This window comes from Leifsonia sp. T36S-04, assembly GCF_042465655.1.
Classification (GTDB): domain Bacteria; phylum Actinomycetota; class Actinomycetes; order Actinomycetales; family Microbacteriaceae; genus Leifsonia.
In genome coordinates this window covers 743,408-760,877 of sequence record NZ_CP146286.1, presented here as the reverse complement: position 1 = coordinate 760,877, position 17,470 = coordinate 743,408, and the positions used below count along the sequence as shown (strand labels likewise).

Genomic DNA, 17,470 nt, shown 5'->3' with positions numbered 1-17,470 from the left:
GCTGTCGCGCGCTACCGCCCCTGCCGCTTCTTGTACGGCTTCGGCTGTCCCTTCACGGCCGGCGCGCGGCCCTTGCCCTTCGAGGCCTTGGCCTTGCCACCCGCCGGAACGACCGGCTTCGCTACCGGCACGGGGGCCGCAGCGATCTCCTCCCGCGCCGTGGCCAGAAACAGCACTCCGGCCTTGGTCAGCCGGGTTTCCGCGGAGTCGCGGACGAAGAGCGGGGTTCCCACTTCATCCTCGAGCTTCGAGATCGACGAGTAAAGGGACGGCAGAGGGATGCCCAGCGTCCGCGCCGCACGCGGAAAGTGCAGCGCCTCCGCCACCGCGACGAACCGAACGAGCAGGGTGACGTTCACGGCAGTCATACCGGACTCAGCGGCGCGAGCTCGCCCGCCGGCACCTCGACGCGGATGCGGTCCCCCCGGCGCACGACTCCCCCGGCGACGACGACGGCCATGACGCCACCCTTGCGCTCCACCGAACCGTCCTCCGTTCGCCCGAGCACCTCGCGCAGCAGTCCCGGCTCGAAGACGTTGATCTGCCGGCACGGGTCCCGCAGGCCCGTGACGCGCACGCACGCGTCGGCGCCGAGGTACAGGAGGGTGTCCGTCGGCAGACTGAGGAGGTCGATTCCACGTGTCGTCACGTTCTCACCGAGCTGCCCCGGCGCGACCTGATACCCCGCGTCCGCGACCTCGTCGAACAGCTCGGCGTGCATCAGGTGCACCTGCCGCAGGTTCGGTTGCGACGGGTCGCGGGCGACGCGGGACAGGTGCTGCACGGTCGTGCCCGCGTGCGCGTCCCCCTCCACACCCCAGCCCTCGATGAGCACGACCTCGTCGACCACCGATTTGCTGAAGCTGTGGACGCCATCCTTACTCACATCGACGACGTGCGCCTGCTCATCCCGAATCCCGTTCACAGTACGAGTCTCTCGCGAATCATCCGGCATCGTTGTCACGGGCTGACGCGGACGCTGCGTCCCTCGAAGGTGACGACGTCGCCGAGCTGCAGCTGCCGTCCGCGGCGGCGATCGACCTCGCCGTTGACGGTCACGTAGCCGTCGATGATGGCCTCTTTCACGTTCCCGCCGGAGTCGAGGAGGCCCGCGAACTTCAGGAACTGCCCGAGGCGGATGCCCTCACCGCCGATCGGGATGTCTTCGATCGGACCCGAGTTCGTCATTCCGAAATGCTAACCCACCCGCCTCGGCGGCCCGGTCTGCCGGGTCGCCGGAGGTCTGCATCCCCTGGCGCGCCGCGTCCCCGTCGAACACAATGGCGTCATGTCGGATGCGCGGGTGACCCGGGAGACGCGGCGTCAGCAGCGCTACTGGGGCCGGCACGCCCAAAGCTACGACGCCACGATCGCGAAGGCCGAACGGTCGATGCTCGCGGGAACGCGCGAGTGGATCGGCGAGCGCGCCACGGGCCGGGTGCTGGAGGTCGCGATCGGCGGCGGCCGCAGCCTCCCGTACTATCGCGGCGATGTGAGCCTGGTCGGCGTGGACCTCAGCCCCGCGATGCTGGAGATCGCACGACGCCGGGCCGCGGAACTCGACAGGGACGTGGACCTGCGGGAAGGCGACGCCGAAGCGCTCCCGTTCGCGGACGGGTCGTTCGACACGGTGGTGTGCGCGCTCGCACTCTGCTCCATCCCCCGCCCCGCCGTCGCCGTGGCCGAGATGGCGCGCGTGGTGACTCCGGGCGGATCCGTGGTCGTCGTGGACCATGTCCGGAGCGACGTCGCCGTGATCTTCGCCGGCCAGTGGATGCTCGAACGCGTCACCATCCCGCTGCAGGGCGAGCACCTCACGCGCCGCCACCGCGGCGAAGTGGAGGCCGCGGGCCTCGTCGTCGTCGAGGACGAACGCCTGCGCTCCGGCGCGGTGGAACGCATCCGCGCGACGCGTCCGGCACCGGTGTAGGGACCGACTGACGCGGTGCCCGCTGGTGGATGATGGACGCATGCCCGCCGCACACCGCCCCGGCCTACAGGTCGGCCCAGGACTCACGATCCCCGAGTCCGAGCTGTCGTGGCGGTTCTCGCCGTCATCCGGTCCCGGCGGGCAGGGCGTGAACACGGCCGACTCGCGGGCGGAACTGGTGTGGGATGTGGCGGGCTCGACCATCCTCTCGCCCGACCAGCGGCAACGACTGCTGGAGCGCCTGGCCGGTCGGCTCGTCGACGGAACGCTGACGATCGCGGCCTCCGAGCACCGCGCCCAACTGCGCAACCGCGAGGCCGCGCGCGCCCGCCTCGTCGACATCGTGGGCGACGCCCTCCAGCCGCCGGCGCCGCCGCGACGACCGACGCGACCGAGTCGTGGTGCCAAGCAACGGCGATTGGATGCGAAGAAACGGCGCACCGACCTCAAGCGACTGCGACGTCCCCCGCACGACTGATCCCCACTCGAGTGACCGCGACGCCGGTACCGGTAGAACTGCTGTCTGCCGGACGGGATCCTCCGCCGCGTATGGTTGGCGCCATTCACGAAAGGTGGCGCGACATGGCGCAGTCGGGCGTGAGCGTCCTGATCAATGGTTTCGGCGTGCTCTTCGTCATCCTGAACTCGTTCGGGCTGGGCCTCCGGCTCCCCGTCGGCAAGCTTCTGGCCCAGGTCGCCACCCACTGGAAGATCGCCACGTGGGCGTTGGTGATCAATTTCGTCATCATCCCGGCCATCTTCGTCGGCTATCTGCTGACGGTCGCCTCGTCGATCCCCGGCGAGATCAAGGTCGGGTTCTGCGTCGCTGCCCTGTCGGCAGGTATGCCGTTCGCGCCGCTGCTCGCCCGGCTGGCCAAGGCGAATGTCAGCATCGCAACCACGCTCCTCGTGGTGTTGACGACAGCGACCATCATCGCCCTGCCGATCGGGCTGCCCCTCGCCATCGACGCGGTCGACGCACACCTCACGACCTCACCCTGGGCGATCCTCTGGCCTCTGCTTGTCTTCCTCCTCGTGCCGGTGATCCTGGGCTGCGCCTTCCGGGTGTGGTGGCCCGAGCTTGCGAAGCCGCTGGCGAAATGGGTGGTGCGACTCGCGATCGTGTGCCTGCTGTTCAACCTCAACTTCACGCTGGTCGCCTACTGGGACCAGTTCGTGCAGACGTGGGGCACCGAGAGTTACATCGGTGCCCTCGCCGGGCCGTTCATCGGCCTGGGGAGCGGCTACCTCCTGGTCTCCGGCCTCCGGTTCACGGATGTCGGAGTACGGCACGCGACCGAGATCACCACGGCAGTCCGCAACATCGCTCCGATGCTCCTGATGATGATCTTCCCGTTCGGGGCCGACCCGTTGGTGACCGTCTCGATCACGATCCTGAACACCGTCGGGATCGTGATCGTCGTCTGCTTCGCCCTGGTGTGGCGGCGAGCTGCGTCACGTTCTGACCGTCACGCGCCCGTCAGTTGAGGCGATCGTCCCGTTAGGGCGATCGTCGCCTATGGCGAGACCACCCTGCTCACACCCCCGCGGCCGTCACCACGAAGTCCGTCGCGAACCCGGCGAACAGGCCGATCAGGATGCCGACGTACAGCAGGTAGCCGCGGCCCATCTTCAGTGCGACGCCGATCAGCTGGACCAGGACGTAGACGATCGATCCGGCTGCCAGCGCCAGGAACACCAGGGCGAGAGCGTCGTTCACGACGACGCTTCCGAGCAGGGTTCCCACCAGCGTCGGCCCACCGCCGATCAGACCGAGTACCCCCAGCTGGCGCCAGGAGGGTCGCACGGCCGACGCGGCCAGCGGCGCAGTGATCCCGAAGCCTTCGGTCGCGTTGTGCAACGCGAACCCGACCACGAGAACGGCCGCCAACTGCAGCTCGCCGCCAGCTGCGGACTGGCCGATGGCCAGACCCTCCGCGAAGTTGTGCAGGCCGATTCCCACCGCGATCAGGAACGCCAACCGGCTGGCCGGCTCCGCCAGCCGCAGCACGCCGCCGCTGGACTGCGTCGAGGCGCCGGCCCGCAGCCCGCGCCCGGCGATCCACCGGTCGTACGCGACGAGCCCCAGAAGGCCGACGCCGACGCCGACGAACAGGAGCGCCGCCAGGCCCACGAACGGCCACCACGACGCCGTGTGCTCGACCGACGCGGCCGTGAGTGCCCCCTCCACCGGTTCGACCGCGTGGACCAGCACATCCCACAGCAGGAACAGCAGCACGCCGATCGTGATCGCGTTCAGCATCGCGCGGAGGCCCGCTGCTCGTGCCGAGAGCCTTCCGACCGGCAGGCCGATGAAGATCGTTCCTCCGGCGATGACGCCCATGACGATGACGGTCCCTGCGTCCACGCACACTCTCATTCGGTTTGGTAGCTAAGGCTCACCTAACTTACATCTCCGCGATCTGGGAAGCATCTGAGAGCGGCCGGGTAAGTTGAAAGCATGGTGGTGGAACGGCTGCGGGTGCTTCTCGTCGAGGACGACGCGCGCCTCGGCCCGCTCATCGAGCAGGTCCTGGCAGAGCACTACGACGTCACCCGGGCCGTGGATGGTGAGGCCGGCCAGGCCGCCGGACTCGCCCAGGACTTCGACGCCATCGTCGTGGACCGCCGACTCCCCGGGATGGACGGCTCCGAGCTGGTCAGCACGTTGCGCGCGCGCCGGGTCGTGGCGCCCATCCTGATGCTGACCGCGCTCGGCAGCGTCCGGGACAAGGTCGAAGGGCTGGATGCGGGCGCGAACGACTACCTCGTGAAGCCGTTCGAGTTCGACGAGCTCCTCGCCCGGCTGCGCGCCCTCACCCGCACGTTCACCGGCGAAGGCCGGGAACTGCCGATCGGCGAGTGGCGATTCCATCCCGAGAGCCGGGCGGTGTATTCGCCGTACGAGGGACGCATCCTGCTCACCGACCGCGAGAACGCGCTGCTCCGGCTGCTGGCGGAGAACCCGCTGCGCACGTTCTCGCGCCGCCAGATCCTGGACGCGGTGTTCGAGTCCGACGAGCAGCCGGGAACCGTGGACACCTACGTGCACTACCTGCGGCGCAAGACGGATCCGCACATCGTGTCGACTGTGCGCGGCGCGGGCTACCGGTTGGGGCAGCCGTGAAGAAGGGAAAGGACGGCACCGACTCGTTCGAAGTCCGACGGGCATCGCGCGCGGTGGCCCTGCAGATCACCATCGCCTCCGGTGCTCTCGTGGTCGCTGCCATCGGTGTCGCGTTCATCTTCGTCCTCGACCAGCTGCGCCCCGCCGAGGTGAACGAACCGCCCCAGCCCGGCGAGCACAAGATCTACATCGACACGACCGCCGCGCTGATCGCGTTCGTCATCGTCGGCGTGCTGGCCATCCTGATCGCCGGGGCGCTCAGCATCATCGCCACCCGTCGCGCCGTCCGCCCTCTCGGCGAGGCGCTCGAGCTGCAGCGCAACTTCATCGCGGACGCGAGCCACGAGCTGCGCACGCCGCTCGCCGTGCTCGACGCGCGGCTGCAAGTCCTGCAACGGAGCCTGGCACCGGATGATCCTTCCGCAGCATCCATCGCGGAACTCCGCAGCGACACCCGGACCCTCATCGACGTGGTCAACGACCTGCTGCTGGCGGCAGGGCCGGAGCGGGAGACGCCGTCCGATCCGTCCCCGTTCTCCGAGCCGGTCGAGAAGGCGGTCCAGTCCCTGCAGGTGCTCGCGCGCGACAACGAGGTCGCCCTCCGCTTCGAGAAGCACGACGATGTATCGATGACGGTCCCGCCGACCAGCATCCAGCGCTGCGCCATCGCCCTGATCGACAACGCCCTCGCGCACTCCCCCGCCGGGTCCAGCGTGACCGTCTTCGTTCGGCGCGACGGGAGGGATGCCGTGCTCACGGTCACCGACCAGGGCGCCGGAATCAGCGGAATCGAACCGGCCCGGATCTTCGACCGGTTCGCGCGCGCCGAGTCGACGACGACCGGTCGCACGCGCGCAGGCTTCGGGATCGGGCTGGCACTCGTCCGCGAGATCGCCGTGCGCTACGGCGGCACGGTCACCGTCGCATCCACTGGGCCGGCGGGCACGAGCATCGAGATGCGGGTCCCGTCCGCCTGAGCGGAGCGAGACCCGCATCCCGAGCTGCCGTACGCGGGTCAGAGGTCGAGGCTGGGCTCCCGCGTCGCCGCCGACGACTCCCGGCCGACGGTGCGATCCCGTCGCGACACAGTCAGGAAGACCACGAGCGCCAGGATGGCGAGGAGGAACAGGACGCTGGTGACGATGGTGCCCAGCCCCAGGCCGCCGTCGCTCGTGGGCTGGGCGAGGAAGTCCCCGAGGGACGCGCCGAGCGGCCTCGTGAGCACGTACGCGATCCAGAACGAGACGATGGCTCCGAGCCGGAACACGAAGTGCGCCACCGCGACAACAGCGATCGCGCCGGCGAAGACGGCGACCGACGCCAGGTAGCCCAGGTTCAGCTGCTCGGCCAGGAAATCGCCCGCGGCGGTGCCGAGCGCGAAGGTGAACAGGATCGCCAGCCAATAGAACGTCTCCCGTCGACGGGTGACGATCTCGTGGATGGACAGCGTCCGCTCGACGGCGTACCAGACGGCGAAGGTCACAACGAGGGCGATCGCGAAGACCGCGGTCGAGACGCCCAGCGGGACGCCGAGCCCATCCGTCAGGTTGTCGGTGATCAGGGTGCCGACGACGCTGATGAGGACGACGGTCAGCCAGTAGATCGCGGGAACGTAGCGGGTGGTCCGGAACTGCACGACCAGGACGACCAAGAACAGCACCGCCATGATGATCGAGGTCAACTGGGTGCCCAGGTGGAGATTGGTAGCCAGCAGATCGGCGGCGGTCTCGCCGACGGTGGTGGCCAGGACCTTGATGATCCAGAAGGTCGCGGTCGGCTCCGGGACCTTGTTGCCGGCAAGCGCGAGACGGTTCGGCTCGGTCATGTGTTCTCCTTCGTGCGATCGGGTCGGACGCATCGAAGGCTAGGGCGCTCGCGCTCAGGCGACGCTAAGAATCCGTTCGGGCCCGGCGGCGCAGGGCGAACACCCGCACCAGGACCGGGACGACCGAGATCACGACGATGCCGATCAGCACCAGATCCAGGTAGGAGGAGACGAAGTCGGCGACGCCGGGGATGTGCCCGAGCCCGTACCCGAGCATGATCACCGCGGTCGCCCAGATCGCGGCACCGACCACGTTGAAGAGGGTGAACAGGGACCAGCGCATCTTTCCGACACCCGCCGCGACCGGGGCGAAGGTCCGCACCACGGGCACGAAACGCGCCACCATCACGGCGGCCCCACCGAAGCGGTCGAAGAAGCTCTGGGTCCGCTCGACACTCGCCCGGCTGAAGAACCCCGACTCCTTGCGCTCGAACACACGCGGACCCGTGCGGCGGCCGATGACATAGCCGACCTGATCACCGAGCGCAGCTGCCACGATCACCGCCAGGATGATCACCCAGAGCGGTTCCGAGAACCGACCGGTCAGCGCGAGCACGCCGGTGAAGAACAGCAACGTGTCCCCCGGCAGGAAGAAGCCGACCAGGAGCCCGGTCTCGATGAACGCGATCGCGCAGACCCCCAGCAGCGCCCACGGGCCCGCCGCCTGGATGATCCCCTGCGGATCGAGCAATCCGAGATGCGCAGTCATGGTGTCCTTTCAGAGAGCGGCACGGGACCGAATCGCCGCAGGAACGGCATCCAGCCGAGGACGGCAAGCCCGAACCGGGACCAGAGCCCGCACCAGAACGAGATCGCGACGGCGGCCACCACGGCCGAGCCGATGACGTCGGTGAGGTAGTGGGCGCCGACGTACATGCGTGACACCGCGACCATCAGCGCGAACAGCGTCCCGATCACGGCGGTGAGACGGAACCAGCGCGTGTTGCGCGAGAGCAGCACAGCCGCGATCGCATACGACACGGCGAAGGTGGTGTGACCGCTGGGGAAGCTGTCGTGACCGGTCTCCGCCAGCAGCGGGTGCAGCATCAGGTGGCCGTTCGGCCGCGGCATCGACACTGCCGCTTTGAAGACCTCGCACGCAAGGTAGCCGAAGGCGGCGACCGAGGTGAACGCGAAGGCGTTCACCGGTGAGCGCCGCACGAGGAGCAGGAAGAGGAACGAGATCGCCAGGATCGCCACGCTGCCCGCCGGAGAGAAGAGCGTCTCGATCGTGAGCGCGAGGCCGTTGGCGAGGCTGCTCTGATGGTGGGTGAGCCAGATGTCCGCCTGCACCTCGACGGCGGCGATACCGGGAACGAACCGCACCAGCAGTCCGAAGAGCAGCACGAACACAGCGCCCACTGCCGGCCACAGGATCCAGTGCCGGGGATGCGGGAGCACCGCCATCCTCGTGCGCGGGTCGGATGCCACCGCAGCGGAGTGCACGGTCACCGGGGTCGAAGTCATCCCGTCGACGCTACGCACCCGGCACCCATGAACCACTAAGAATCACCAGGTGACGCCTGCGTCTGCTCGGGAGTTCTTAACCGGCTGAGAACTTTGTCCGCAACCACTGACACCCACGGGGGCTTTCTACAATGAGGACACGACGGACGGCAGGAACGACGAAGAATGCACATACGTAAAGCGCTCATGACGGGCGCCGTAGCTCTCGGGATGGCCGTGCTCACACTGAGCGTCGCGTCCCCCGCCAGCGCCGAGGCGCCGGTCACCATCGGCGCGGACCACATCGTCGACTCGGCCGGGGCACTGGGCAGCAGCACGGCCGCCGTGCAGGATGCCATCACGACCCTGCACGAGCAGCATGGTCTGACGCTGTCGGTCGCGTACGTCGACACCTTCTCCTCCCCGAGCGACGCACGATCCTGGGCGATCCAAACCGCACGGCAGAACAACCTCGGTGCTCGCGATTACCTCCTCGCGGTGGCGATCGGCAGCCGCCAGTACTACCTCTGGGGCGAGGCCGCCGGTCCGGTGACGGAGTCCCAGCTGACCTCCATCGAGCAGAACCTCCTCGAGCCACGACTTCGCGCCAACGACTGGCCCGGCGCCGCGCGCGCCACGGCCGCCGGCCTCGGCGACGCGGTCAGCGGATCGGGAGCAGGGTCCGGCGGTGCACCGGCCCGTCAAGGTGCGACGGCGCCCGGCTCCGGCAGCGGATTCGTGTGGGGACTGCTGGTGGTCGGTGTGATCGTCGTGCTGGTGGTCGTGGCCGTGATCCTGTTCACCCGGCGACGCCGACGTCAGGCCGCGACCGCCGTGGCGGGTGCGCCCGCTCCGGCGCCCGTCGACGAACTGGAAGCTATGCCGCTGCCCGAGCTGGAGCGGAGGGCGTCAGCGGCGCTCGTCCGGATGGACGACGCACTGCAAGCAAGCGCCCAAGAGGTGGGCTTCGCGCAGGCGCAGTATGGCGACCAGGCCGCGCAACCGTTCGTCGCAGCCGTGGAGGCGGCCCGCGGCAAGCTGACCGACGCTTTCGCGCTCCGGCAGAAGCTCGACGACGACATCCCGGACACCGAAGGCGAGCGCCGGGAATGGAACGCGCAGATCGTCCGGCTGACAGCGGAGGCGAGCGCGCTGCTCACCGAGCAGGAGCAAGCGTTCGCCGAGCTGCGGGCGCTCGAGAAGGACATCCCGGGCAAGGTCTCCGCCCTGCGCACCGGACTCGCGTCCTCGCAGCGCCGAGCGGCGCAGTCCACCGCGACCCTCGACTCCCTGCAGGCCGCGTATGCGGGTGCCGCCCTGGGCACGGTGAACGACAACCCCGCCCAGGCCGCCGAACGGCTCGCCTTCGCCGGGGACGCGCTGAACGATGCCGAGGCGAAGGCGGCGTCCGGTGCGAGCAGCGAGGCCGCGGTCAGCGTCCGCGCGGCTGAGGCGGCCCTCGGCCAGGCGAATCTCCTGCTGGATGCGGTGGATCGTGCCGCCCAAGACCTGGCGAGCGCCCGGGCCACCATCGACTCGCTGATCGCCGAGCTCCAACGCGACATCGCGGATTCCCGGGCACTCGCGGCCGCCGGCGACCCGACCGGTGCGATCGCGGGGGCCACTCGCGCGGCCGAGAGCACCCTCTCCGAGGTGCAGGCGAGGCTCGCGGCCGGCCACGTCGATCCGCGCGAACTCATCCAGAAACTCCAGCTCGCAGACCAGCAACTCGACAACGTCCTCGGGGCGGCGCGCGGCCAGCAGGAGGCGCAGCAGCGCGCGACCGCCTCCCTCGGACAGACGCTCGCGTCCGCACAGGCACACGTGCAGGCCGCGAACGACTACATCGCGGCCCGGCGGGGCGCTGTCGGCGCCGAGGCGCGCACCCGGCTCGCCGAGGGCGCCCGACTCCTCTCGCTCGCGCAGAGCCCCGGCGCCGACCCGGCAACAGCGCTCGCTCAGGCGCAGCGGGCCGACCAACTGGCCGCCGAAGCCATCCAACTCGCCGACGGCAACGTCAGCGGCTTCGGGATGCCCGGCATGGGCGGTATGGGCGGCGGCTACATGGGCGGCGGCGGCCGGGGCGGTGGCGGCGGCATCCTCGGAGCCGTCCTCGGCGGCATCCTCATCGACTCCGTCCTCCGCGGCGGCAACAACGGCGGCTTCTTCGGCGGAGGCGGCGGCTATTTCAACGGCGGCTTCGGCGGCGGGTACAGCGATGGCGACGGCGGCGGTAATGCCGGGGGCGACGGCGGCTGGGGTGGCGGAGACATCGGCGGGGGCGGCGACTTCGGCGGCGGAGACATCGGCGGCGGCGGCGACTTCGGCGGCGGAGACTCCGGCGGCGGCGGATCCTTCTGACTCGCGACTCCCAACCTGTTACGAATACGAGAGGTACGACTTTCCATGGCAAAACAATCCATCTTCGGCCGCATTTCACAGCTCACCCGAGCGAACGTCAACGCGCTGATCGATCAGGCGGAAGACCCGCAGAAGATGCTCGACCAGCTGGTGCGCGACTTCACGAGCAACATCGCAGAGGCGGAGAGCGCCGTCGCCGAGACCATCGGCAACCTCCGGCTCCTGGAGGAGGACCACCGCCAGGATGTCGCGTCCGCCCAGGAATGGGGCGGGAAGGCCCTCGCCGCCAGCCGCCGCGCCGACCAGTTCCGGGCGAGCGGTGCCACCGCGGACGCTGACAAGTTCGACGCGCTCGCCAAGGTCGCCCTGCAGCGGCAGATCCAGGCGGAGAACGAGGCGAAGGCCTCCGAACCGCAGATCGCGTCGCAGACCCAGGTGGTCGAGCAGCTGAAGACCGGGCTCAACGCGATGAAGGAGAAGCTCGAGCAGCTCAAGTCGAAGCGCAACGAGCTCGTCGCCCGCGCGAAGAGTGCTCACGCGCAGACGCAGGTGATGGACGCGGTCAAGAGCATCGACATCCTCGACCCGACCAGCGAGGTCAGCCGCTTCGAGGAGAAGATCCGCCGCGAGGAGGCCCGGGTGCGCGGCTCTCAGGAGCTTGCCGCATCCAGCCTCGACGCGCAGTTCGCGCAACTGGACGACCTCGGCGAACTCAGCGAGGTGGATGCGCGCCTTGCCGCACTCAAGGCCGGCTCCGCGGGCGGGCAGCCGTCGATCGAGCAGTGACCGGCGAATGACAGCGCGGCCCCGAGGTCCAAGACCTCGGGGCCGCGCTGTCGGCGGGCGAGTCGTCGTCGCCCGCTCCTGATCAGCCCTTCACGGGCTGTCCGGTCTTCGGGTCGAGGAACAGCGTCCCGGATCCGTCGCGGCCGTGGTCGCCGTCGCCGTGCCCGTCGCCGTGTCCGGAGAAGGAGAACATGTTGTTCAGCGAGCCCGCCTTCTGATCGAACGAGGCGTTCCCGATCCGGCCCGTGCCCCAGTTGTCCTCGATGAAGCGAAGGATCGAGGTCTGGTCCGTTGTGGTGTGGTCGACGAAGTTGCTCTTGGCGTAGGGCGAGATCACCAGCAGCGGCAGTCGCGGGCCGTAGCCGCAGCGGTCCTGGTAGCCCCCGAGGATCTTCGCCGGGTTAGTGCCGCAGTTCGTGCCGCCGGCCACCGCATCCACCGTGGGGTCGTTGGACTGGTTCACGATCGGGCTCATCTGGTGGTCGTACCAGCCGTCGCTGTCGTCGTAGGCGAGGATCACCGCGGTGCTCTTCCAGTCCTGCGTCTTCTGGAGCTTGTTGATCGTGTCGACCAAGAAGGCCTGCTCGTCGATCGGGTTCGAGTAGCCGGCGTGGCCGTCCTGCGCGGCCGGCGCCTTGAGGAAGCTGACGGCGGGCATGCTCTTCGCGTTCACCGCGGACCAGAAGTCGGTCAGGTCGTACTGGTGGTTGGCCGGACCGTTGTGGCCGATCTCGGCGACCGACGCCGGCGGCGTGTGCTGCAGGTTGGCCGTGCTGGCGTAGTACTGGAACGGCTCGTGGTGCGGGATGTAGGACTTCGACGTCACCGGCGTACCGACCGTCGTGGTGCTCGTGGCGGCGCAGTCCCGGAACCCGCCCTGGAACCATCCCCAGCTCACGTTCTTCGCATTCAGGAGGTCGCCGACGTTCTTGTTCTTCGTATCCGTCGAGGTCGTGGTGTCGCGCGTGTCGCACTTGTCGCCAGCCGGCTGCGGATCCCCGATGATGGTGGCATTCGCGGTCACCGCGGGAGAGGTGGTGGCGAACCCGTGGGTCTGTCCCGACACCAGGTTGAGAGCTCCGGGAGTCGAGGGACCGAAGGTCGTGTTGTACGAGTTGTCGCTCATCGCGAAGTGCTGCGCATAGTTCCAGAGGCCGGTGACGGTGTTCCCGTCGTAGTACCCCATGACCAGGCCCGGCCCCTTGCCGTAGTCGACGCAGGTGCCGGCGCCGCGGCCGACCGTCTCCACGAACTTGTCCATGAGCCCTGAGTCGAACGCCTTCTGCTCATCCGTGTAGGTGTGGTCCTGGTCGCAGGTCTGCGCCTGGCTCGGGCTGAGCCGGAACGGCTGGACCGAGTTCGGGTTGTTGGGTGCCTGCAGCGGATCGTTCAGCCCGTTGACCGTCGGAGTGTTCGCGGACGCGGCGAATCGCGTCTCCCCCGCCAGGTTCGCGGCGTTCGGGTACGTGGCGAAGTAGTGGTCGAACGACACGTTCTCCTGGAAGATGACGACGACGTGCTTGATCGGCGTCGTCGTCGCGCTGGCGGGCGGACGGCCGCCGTCATCCGAATGAGCGGATGCGACCGCCGGAGCGACGGCCCCGGCAGCGACGAGAGCGGCTGCACCCACGGCAACCGCTGCGTGCTGGATCTTGAGTGTGAACACCAGGCATACTCCTCGGCGAGTCGGCGGTCACGGGCGAGTCTCGCGACCGACTCCCACTGTCCCACCGCCCCCGAACGGGTGCCAGAGGCTTCCGGTGACGACGCGGTGAGCGTCAGGTGAACACTCCCCCTCCGGGTGACTGCCTGAGGCTTATCGGCAACAAGCACGGGCTGCTACAGTCGGCCCAGTTTGTGCCGGCGATGGAGAGGAACGCGCCATGAAACTCACTGTCAGCATGCAGGTCACCCTCGACGGCGTCGCCCAGGCGAACGGCGGCAACAACGACGAGTTGGACCCGGGATTCACCCGAGGCGGTTGGGCGACCGGCCTCGGTGACCCGGAGGCCGCCGGCTACATCCTCGACACCTGGCGGCGACCGGATGCCTTCCTCCTCGGGCGGAAGACGTACGACCTGTTCGAGACCTACTGGGGCGCGCGCCACGACGACGGCGGATTCGGCGAGGCGATCAGCTCGAAACCCAAGTACGTCGTGTCGGACACCCTGAGCGACCCGGCCTGGGAGAACACGGCCGTGATCTCGGGCGACGTCGCGGGCCGCATCCGCTCGCTGAAGGCGGGCTCCGACGGAGAACTTCTCGTCGTGGGGAGCGCCGCCCTGGCGCGCTGGCTCCTCGAGAACGAGCTCGTCGACGAGCTGAACCTGATCCAGTTCCCCGTCATCGTCGGGCAGGGCGAGCCGTTCCTTCCCCGCACCGGCCGCGACTTCGCGCTGACGCTGCTCGACTCGCGCGTCTTCCCCACGGGGATCGTGGCGCTGACGTACGAGGTCGGCGGTCGCCCGAACTACGCGTGAGCGGCGGTGTGGTCGGCGTGTCGGCCGCACTTCGTGACGTCCGCCGCTGCGCGAGCACCCCACCGCCAGGTTCGGGGGCCACGGGAGACGGTCCCGGCCGTACCCTGAAGGCGTCGATCGAGGGGAACGGCATCATGGGATGGAGACTCAAGAATCTGACGACGTCGACCGCGGGTGCGGGGCTCGCGGTGTACCGGCCGACCGCGTGGCTGTTCGCGCAGTACACCCGGCACGTCGTCTACCAGGGCTTCTCGTACAGAGACGGCGATGACGGCCAGCTGTACGAGCTGTACTGCAGCCAGAGCGACGACTGGAACGTCAAGAACCTCGTCGCGGAGGCCGGAGGAGCCGAGGTCGCGACCACCGCATCCGGCTACATCTGGGCTCACCAAGGCTCTCAGCACGTCGTCTACCAAGGACTCCAGTTCGACGGTCACGTGCACGAGCTCTGGTACACCGAGGACGACGGCTGGAACGCCAACGACCTCACCAACGCAGCGAACGCGCCACTCACCCTGACGCAGCCGTTCGGATACGAGACGTACTACGACGGGTCACAGCGGGTGGTCTATCAGGGCCGGGACCGCCACGTCCACGAGCTCCGCAATGCGGGGAACGGCTGGCATCACCTCGACCTCAGCGCCGCCACCGGCGCACCGCTCTGCGCCGTCATCTCCGCGCCGACCGGCTACTCGTTCGAGAGCCAGGGCACGGCCCACGTCCTCGTGCACACCGACAGCGAGGTCCCCGGCGGCGGCCACATCCTCGAGTACTGGGCCGATTCGACGGGATGGCACTGGGGGGACCTCATGGCGGCGACGGGCGCGCCCGGCATCTCCGACTCCGAGACCGTGCACGGCTACGTGTTCCGTGGCGAGGGAAGCCAGCACGTGGACTACGTCGGCGTCGATGGACACATCCACGAACTCTGGTGGAGTCTCGACGGCTGGCACCACAACGACCTGAGCGCCGCCGCATCGGCACCGACGCCCGCGCAACTCGGCGGAGGGCTGGCCTGCTACGCGTTCGAGTCGGGACTGTTCCAGCCCCTGGCCACGCAGCACGTGTTCTACACCGGCACCGACGCGATGATCCACGAGCTGTGGTGGAGCGCCGGCGGCTGGCACGTCAACGACATCGGCAGCCGCCTCGGCGCACCGGCCGCGGTGGGCGATCCCGCCGGGTTCGTCGAGGTGGACAACGGCAGCCAGAACATCTTCTACCTGAGCGACGCGCACCAGATCATCGAGCTGCGCTGGCTACCCTGAGCCGGCGTCCGTCGACGTGGGTCGTCACTCGCATCAAGCGCGGCGCGACGCGGCGATCGAAATCCCGCTCTCGACTCAGTCGTCCGGGTGCAGGCTCGCGTCCGCCGGTCCGAGCCGCCAGCCGGTGAAGAGGACGGTCAGGTCGGCGCGTGACGGCGCACAGCACAGCGGGCCTGCTGTCACCACGGCATCGGGGTCGAGTGGCGCCACCCGCACAAGGCGCCACGGTTCGTCGTCCACTCGGGCGCGGACGGTAAGGGCGTCACCGGACCGACTGGCACGGATCGTGACGAGCCGACCGTGCCAGCCGGGCACCGGCGACAGCGACCAGTCGGAAACGCCGCGGGTAACGACCGCGCCGAGGCTGTCCTCGCCGTCGCTGCGCTCCACGCCCGCCTTGATCCAGGTGCTGTCGTCGACCTTGACGAAGATGCCGGCCTGGTCGAACTGAGCGGTGAAGTCGAGCAGAAACGACACCTCCATCGCGGTGTCCCGGTCGAACGACGTGAGGAGCGCGTGCTCAGTGTCGTGTACGAAACCGTAGGAGGTGATGCGCCATGCGTCGCTCCCCTCTATAGCCGTGACGCGCATTCCGTCGTCGCCCACCACCACTCGGGCGGGCTCGGTCGTCCAGGTGCCGGAGTTCCAGTCGATGTCAGTCATACCGTCGAATGTATCGGTCGGTCGATGACCGACCGGCCTGGCGGCATGCGGGCCGGTGTACGTATCCCGGCGCCCGGTTGCGTGGAGGGGCGCCCCGTCCTCCCGGACGGTGCGCCCCTCGCGCTGTCACTCGCCGACGTCGATGCGCACCACCTGTCCGCTCACGCCGTTCGGGCCTCCCGTCGCGGGCATGATCGACCAGTTGGACACGTAGGCGCTGCCGCCCCGGAAGGCGAAGCCGGACGGGAAGAACAGCTGCCCGGTCCCGTAGGTGGTCCGCTGGCCGGTGGGACTGATCTTGACCAGGTCTCCGGCGGGGTTGCCGCCGGGCCCCGGATTGAGGCCGTTGACCTGGAACTCCGTCACGTAGAAGTTGCCGGAACCGTCGAACCCGCATCCCTGGATGGTGCTGAAGCCCGTCCACTTGACTCGTGCGGCGCCGTTTGGCCAGACCTGCCAGACGCGAGCCCCGCCCGGCGCATAGCTGCCCCCGAGCAGCTCCGTCACGTAGAAGGATCCGTCGCGCGCCTTCGCGACGCACGTGCTCACGCTGTCCGTGACCGACCCGGCCGGGACTCCCATGAACGCCACGGTCGAGACCGAACCGTTCCTGTTCACCCTCGCGAGGATGTTCGCGCCGGCATCCGCGACGTAGCGCGTGTCGCCGACGACGATCACGCTGTTCGGGTTGGCGTCGGGGAACTGGTCCGGGACCAGCTCTTTGTGCGCCGCCGTCCATGCGTAGTCGGCGTCACCCGTCGCGGCGATCGGCGACCACGTGCCCGAGCGCGGGTCGATCGCGATCGTGCGCCCGAGCTGCGCCCGTGCCGCGTCCACGATCGGGTTCCCCGGCGGAACCGGCGGGATCGGCGAGGTGTTCAGCGCGATCTGCCCGGTGACCCAGCGGCCCTGCGCATCCACCGAGACGAGACCTTCCGCGCCGATTCCGGATTGGTCGGCCGCCGAGAACAGCCCGGTGACGGGATGCGTCAGCACGCCGTTGGCCCACACGCCGAGTTGCCCGGTGAGGCCTCCGTACTGGTCGCCTTCAGGTCCGCCGCCCAGCGGCTGCGAGCCGCCGTGCCCGGCTTCGGCGATCATAAGCTGACCGCCCGTCCCGAACGTCAGCCCGCGCGGATTGTCCAGACCCGAGACGACCACCTGAACCGTGCCCCCCGGCGGCCTGTGGTGCGCACCGGTGGTCGCCTGCGCGGAGGTGGCGCCGGCGGCGATCAGCGCCGCGACGAGCAGTGCGGGCGCACCCACACGGACGGCGATATTCGATGTCCTCATCGACATGACTCCCTATCATCGGCGATACGGCCACGTCTCCCCCCACAACACGCGCGAATTTAGCACCGCGAACGGGGGCGAGGCTAGAGAGGTGATGGCGGGCGGACACCCGTCCACCCGCCACCGCCGGCCGGCTTTCCCCAAGGGCTTCCCCTAGCCCTTTCTCACACGCGCCGGCTGCCTGTAAGCATCCGCACCAGCCACGGAATGGCGGCGATCACGAGCCGGACGAAGTCAGCGACGCGCCTTGCCGGTGGAATCGTCGACGACTCCACGCAATCACCAATGAAG

The 17,470-nt window shown here is 69.0% G+C and carries 19 protein-coding genes; 9 read left to right on the top strand and 10 right to left on the bottom strand.

Going from position 1 to position 17,470, the window contains the following annotated elements; all coding sequences use genetic code 11:
- Positions 1 to 11: 11 nt before the first annotated feature.
- From P3F85_RS03770 to P3F85_RS03760, 3 genes are read right to left on the bottom strand one after another with little or no spacing between them, the layout of a single operon-like run.
- Positions 12 to 368: a LysR family transcriptional regulator gene (locus tag P3F85_RS03770; protein ID WP_374009918.1), complete on the bottom strand. Its 357-nt coding sequence runs from the start codon at positions 366 to 368 to the stop codon at positions 12 to 14.
- Positions 365 to 916 carry an MOSC domain-containing protein gene (locus P3F85_RS03765; RefSeq protein WP_374010986.1) on the bottom strand — a complete coding sequence of 184 codons (552 nt, stop codon included), beginning with the start codon at positions 914 to 916 and terminating at the stop codon, positions 365 to 367. The genes P3F85_RS03770 and P3F85_RS03765 overlap by 4 nt, the downstream gene beginning before the upstream one ends.
- A gap of 44 nt (positions 917 to 960) precedes the next feature.
- A complete protein-coding gene (locus tag P3F85_RS03760) occupies positions 961 to 1,188 on the bottom strand; it encodes an RNA-binding S4 domain-containing protein (protein ID WP_374009917.1) in 228 nt (75 codons plus the stop codon).
- A gap of 100 nt (positions 1,189 to 1,288) precedes the next feature.
- Between P3F85_RS03760 and P3F85_RS03755 the strand changes: the two genes are divergently transcribed.
- The 3 genes from P3F85_RS03755 to P3F85_RS03745 all read left to right on the top strand — a co-directional run bounded on the left by P3F85_RS03755 (position 1,289) and on the right by P3F85_RS03745 (position 3,418).
- Positions 1,289 to 1,930, top strand: a complete 642-nt coding sequence (locus tag P3F85_RS03755; protein ID WP_374009916.1) for a class I SAM-dependent methyltransferase — start codon at positions 1,289 to 1,291, stop codon at positions 1,928 to 1,930.
- A gap of 40 nt (positions 1,931 to 1,970) precedes the next feature.
- Complete coding sequence (gene arfB / locus P3F85_RS03750) at positions 1,971 to 2,408, top strand: alternative ribosome rescue aminoacyl-tRNA hydrolase ArfB (RefSeq protein ID WP_374009915.1); 438 nt, start codon at positions 1,971 to 1,973, stop codon at positions 2,406 to 2,408.
- Between the two features lie 104 nt (positions 2,409 to 2,512).
- Positions 2,513 to 3,418: a bile acid:sodium symporter family protein gene (locus P3F85_RS03745; protein ID WP_374009914.1), complete on the top strand. Its 906-nt coding sequence runs from the start codon at positions 2,513 to 2,515 to the stop codon at positions 3,416 to 3,418.
- A gap of 49 nt (positions 3,419 to 3,467) precedes the next feature.
- Here P3F85_RS03745 and P3F85_RS03740 read toward each other — a convergent pair whose 3' ends face one another.
- Positions 3,468 to 4,298: a ZIP family metal transporter gene (locus P3F85_RS03740; protein ID WP_374009913.1), complete on the bottom strand. Its 831-nt coding sequence runs from the start codon at positions 4,296 to 4,298 to the stop codon at positions 3,468 to 3,470.
- Between the two features lie 93 nt (positions 4,299 to 4,391).
- Between P3F85_RS03740 and P3F85_RS03735 the strand changes: the two genes are divergently transcribed.
- Both P3F85_RS03735 and P3F85_RS03730 read left to right on the top strand, forming a co-directional pair.
- Positions 4,392 to 5,057: a response regulator transcription factor gene (locus P3F85_RS03735; RefSeq protein ID WP_374009912.1), complete on the top strand. Its 666-nt coding sequence runs from the start codon at positions 4,392 to 4,394 to the stop codon at positions 5,055 to 5,057.
- Entirely contained in the window at positions 5,054 to 6,034 is a 981-nt protein-coding gene (locus tag P3F85_RS03730; RefSeq protein WP_374009911.1) for a sensor histidine kinase, read from the top strand. The genes P3F85_RS03735 and P3F85_RS03730 overlap by 4 nt, the downstream gene beginning before the upstream one ends.
- Before the next feature lie 38 nt (positions 6,035 to 6,072).
- On the opposite strand, the gene P3F85_RS03725 is transcribed toward P3F85_RS03730, so the two are convergent.
- From P3F85_RS03725 to P3F85_RS03715, 3 genes are all read right to left on the bottom strand, one after another.
- Positions 6,073 to 6,882 carry a hypothetical protein gene (locus P3F85_RS03725; protein ID WP_374009910.1) on the bottom strand — a complete coding sequence of 270 codons (810 nt, stop codon included), beginning with the start codon at positions 6,880 to 6,882 and terminating at the stop codon, positions 6,073 to 6,075.
- Positions 6,883 to 6,946: 64 nt separating this feature from the next.
- On the bottom strand, positions 6,947 to 7,591 hold the full coding sequence (locus tag P3F85_RS03720; protein WP_374009909.1) for a DedA family protein: 645 nt from the start codon (positions 7,589 to 7,591) through the stop codon (positions 6,947 to 6,949).
- A complete protein-coding gene (locus P3F85_RS03715; protein WP_374009908.1) occupies positions 7,588 to 8,349 on the bottom strand; it encodes a phosphatase PAP2 family protein in 762 nt (253 codons plus the stop codon). Before P3F85_RS03715 ends, P3F85_RS03720 begins: the two co-directional genes overlap by 4 nt.
- A gap of 186 nt (positions 8,350 to 8,535) precedes the next feature.
- On the opposite strand from P3F85_RS03715, the gene P3F85_RS03710 reads away from it, so the two are divergent.
- Both P3F85_RS03710 and P3F85_RS03705 read left to right on the top strand, forming a co-directional pair.
- Entirely contained in the window at positions 8,536 to 10,689 is a 2,154-nt protein-coding gene (locus tag P3F85_RS03710; protein WP_374009907.1) for a TPM domain-containing protein, read from the top strand.
- A 45-nt stretch (positions 10,690 to 10,734) separates the two neighbouring features.
- Positions 10,735 to 11,475: a PspA/IM30 family protein gene (locus P3F85_RS03705; RefSeq protein WP_374009906.1), complete on the top strand. Its 741-nt coding sequence runs from the start codon at positions 10,735 to 10,737 to the stop codon at positions 11,473 to 11,475.
- Positions 11,476 to 11,557: 82 nt separating this feature from the next.
- Here the strand turns inward: P3F85_RS03705 and P3F85_RS03700 are convergent, their stop codons facing one another.
- Positions 11,558 to 13,141 carry a phospholipase C gene (locus tag P3F85_RS03700; protein WP_374009905.1) on the bottom strand — a complete coding sequence of 528 codons (1,584 nt, stop codon included), beginning with the start codon at positions 13,139 to 13,141 and terminating at the stop codon, positions 11,558 to 11,560.
- Positions 13,142 to 13,358: 217 nt separating this feature from the next.
- Between P3F85_RS03700 and P3F85_RS03695 the strand changes: the two genes are divergently transcribed.
- Together P3F85_RS03695 and P3F85_RS03690 are read left to right on the top strand one after the other, a co-directional pair.
- Positions 13,359 to 13,955: a dihydrofolate reductase family protein gene (locus tag P3F85_RS03695; RefSeq protein ID WP_374009904.1), complete on the top strand. Its 597-nt coding sequence runs from the start codon at positions 13,359 to 13,361 to the stop codon at positions 13,953 to 13,955.
- A gap of 134 nt (positions 13,956 to 14,089) precedes the next feature.
- Entirely contained in the window at positions 14,090 to 15,223 is a 1,134-nt protein-coding gene (locus tag P3F85_RS03690) for a hypothetical protein (protein ID WP_374009903.1), read from the top strand.
- Positions 15,224 to 15,298: 75 nt separating this feature from the next.
- Here the strand turns inward: P3F85_RS03690 and P3F85_RS03685 are convergent, their stop codons facing one another.
- Positions 15,299 to 15,886, bottom strand: coding sequence for a DUF1349 domain-containing protein (locus tag P3F85_RS03685; protein WP_374009902.1), 588 nt, complete (start codon positions 15,884 to 15,886; stop codon positions 15,299 to 15,301).
- 126 nt (positions 15,887 to 16,012) lie between these two features.
- A complete protein-coding gene (locus tag P3F85_RS03680; RefSeq protein ID WP_374009901.1) occupies positions 16,013 to 17,179 on the bottom strand; it encodes a ScyD/ScyE family protein in 1,167 nt (388 codons plus the stop codon).
- Positions 17,180 to 17,470 lie beyond the last annotated feature (291 nt).

Coding starts and splice junctions, on each gene's coding strand:
- P3F85_RS03760 (WP_374009917.1), bottom strand. CDS start 1,188: ATGACGAACTCGGGTCCGATCGAAGACATCCCGATCGGCGGTGAGGGC.
- P3F85_RS03690 (WP_374009903.1), top strand. CDS start 14,090: ATGGGATGGAGACTCAAGAATCTGACGACGTCGACCGCGGGTGCGGGG.
- P3F85_RS03725 (WP_374009910.1), bottom strand. CDS start 6,882: ATGACCGAGCCGAACCGTCTCGCGCTTGCCGGCAACAAGGTCCCGGAG.
- P3F85_RS03755 (WP_374009916.1), top strand. CDS start 1,289: ATGTCGGATGCGCGGGTGACCCGGGAGACGCGGCGTCAGCAGCGCTAC.
- P3F85_RS03680 (WP_374009901.1), bottom strand. CDS start 17,179: ATGAGGACATCGAATATCGCCGTCCGTGTGGGTGCGCCCGCACTGCTC.
- P3F85_RS03695 (WP_374009904.1), top strand. CDS start 13,359: ATGAAACTCACTGTCAGCATGCAGGTCACCCTCGACGGCGTCGCCCAG.
- P3F85_RS03715 (WP_374009908.1), bottom strand. CDS start 8,349: ATGACTTCGACCCCGGTGACCGTGCACTCCGCTGCGGTGGCATCCGAC.
- P3F85_RS03710 (WP_374009907.1), top strand. CDS start 8,536: ATGACGGGCGCCGTAGCTCTCGGGATGGCCGTGCTCACACTGAGCGTC.
- P3F85_RS03735 (WP_374009912.1), top strand. CDS start 4,392: ATGGTGGTGGAACGGCTGCGGGTGCTTCTCGTCGAGGACGACGCGCGC.
- P3F85_RS03770 (WP_374009918.1), bottom strand. CDS start 368: ATGACTGCCGTGAACGTCACCCTGCTCGTTCGGTTCGTCGCGGTGGCG.
- P3F85_RS03705 (WP_374009906.1), top strand. CDS start 10,735: ATGGCAAAACAATCCATCTTCGGCCGCATTTCACAGCTCACCCGAGCG.
- P3F85_RS03745 (WP_374009914.1), top strand. CDS start 2,513: ATGGCGCAGTCGGGCGTGAGCGTCCTGATCAATGGTTTCGGCGTGCTC.
- P3F85_RS03685 (WP_374009902.1), bottom strand. CDS start 15,886: ATGACTGACATCGACTGGAACTCCGGCACCTGGACGACCGAGCCCGCC.
- P3F85_RS03720 (WP_374009909.1), bottom strand. CDS start 7,591: ATGACTGCGCATCTCGGATTGCTCGATCCGCAGGGGATCATCCAGGCG.
- arfB (WP_374009915.1), top strand. CDS start 1,971: ATGCCCGCCGCACACCGCCCCGGCCTACAGGTCGGCCCAGGACTCACG.